Annotated in this window: 1 protein-coding gene; it reads right to left on the bottom strand. The window is 40.9% G+C overall.

Annotation, left to right across the window (positions count from 1 at the left end):
* Window positions 1–235 precede the first annotated feature (235 nt).
* Window positions 236–1,527 (bottom strand): group II intron reverse transcriptase/maturase (gene ltrA, locus F6K53_RS41700; protein WP_293086281.1); only part of this gene is annotated, 1,292 nt, incomplete at its 5' end.

The following is a 1,527-nucleotide window of genomic DNA, read 5'->3' as shown; positions in this document are numbered from 1 at the left end:
TCAGCTGATGGAACAATTACTGTTTACCGATACTTTTTAGCTACCAAAGTCTACCAAGATAGACCATTACCCGCCAATGCAAGCTGTTCACGAAGTGTCGGCTTTGCCGAATCTCTCAGCCAGGGGGATTAAACTAAGCCAGTGAGTCACCTCACTGACTCGTCTTCAAAACCGTACGTGACACTTTCGCATCATACGGCTCCTCATTACAGTACAGTCCTTGACATTGGCTCCTCTAGAACGGATTTTCGTCTAACTCTGATGAATTAGTTTTTGACCCGTGCTTGGCATCATGGCAGTGTAGGTGTAGTAATTCTAGATTTTCATCTTTGTTACTTCCACCTTTGTTACGTGGTAAGATGTGATGTTTTTCTAATAAATCTCCACTTCTGAAGGTAAGACCACAATGAGCGCATTTCCCTTCTTGCCGTTCTAAAAGCCTTCCCTTCTGAGTGGTCATCTCAGGATGCTTTCTCATTCTGGTGTTCCAATAAACTAGGTCACCATCATAAGGACTTCTGTTGTCCTGGATTTTAATATGCCTGACAATTTTTGTCTTAGCATGTTTTGGCAGGTAGTTGTCCTTTCCTGTCATGAACGTCCATCTGTCCTTTTCAATGGTTCCCCAGTATTTATTGTTTACCCAGGTTCTTGATTTATTAGGATGTCTTCTGTATCCCCATCTTCGGAGTTTATTCCAGAGCAAGTTTCCTATTTTTTTGTAGGTTTCCTGGCTACAGGCTGAACTGTAGTAGTTACACCATCCTCTTATAATAGGTTTGAGTTGGCTTATTAAAGCCTTCTGTGGGGCAGCTCTGTTTTTTTCTATAACTTTTGAGAGCTGCCCATAATGCTCCAGGATTTTTTCTTTAGATGGTTTGATGATTGTTTTAAAGCCGCGTTTAGAGTGTTTCTTTCCAACTTTGTAATGTCGGATGTTGAATCCTAAGAAGTCAAATCCTTCCTTTGTGTTGGTTATTTTTGTTTTGCTTGACTTTAATTCCAACCCCATGTCGTGTAACCATGAGTTGATGACTTCAAGACATTCTTCTACCACTTTTTGGTCTGGGTGTAGGATGACGAAGTCGTCTGCGTATCTAATAAGAGCTAAACCCTTCTTATAGTGGGTCTTTTTTCCCTTTATAGAATTCGCATAGTCCTGTATCACCTGTTCCATTCCGTGGAGGGCTATGTTCGCTAAAAGTGGTGATATTACACCACCTTGAGGAGTTCCCTCATTTGTAGGTGAGAGTGTTTCCTTGTCCATTACTCCGGCTTTTAACCAAGATTTGATTAATCGCGATAGTGTAGGGAAGGTATTTAATTTTTTAAGAAGTGCATCATGGTTGATTTTATCGAAGCATTTGGCAATATCTGCATCTAAAACCCATTTCTGAGTCTTATTAATATTGTTGAATATGGCTTCGATGGCATCATGACATGAGCGTCCTGGTCTGAAACCGTATGAATTGGATTCAAATTTTGCCTCCCACTCAGGCTCTAAGGCTTGTTTGGCTAGAGCTTGTA

This window comes from Moorena sp. SIO4A1 (assembly GCF_010672065.1).
Lineage (GTDB): Bacteria > Cyanobacteriota > Cyanobacteriia > Cyanobacteriales > Coleofasciculaceae > Moorena.
This window is presented reverse-complemented; position numbering and strand designations above follow the sequence as displayed.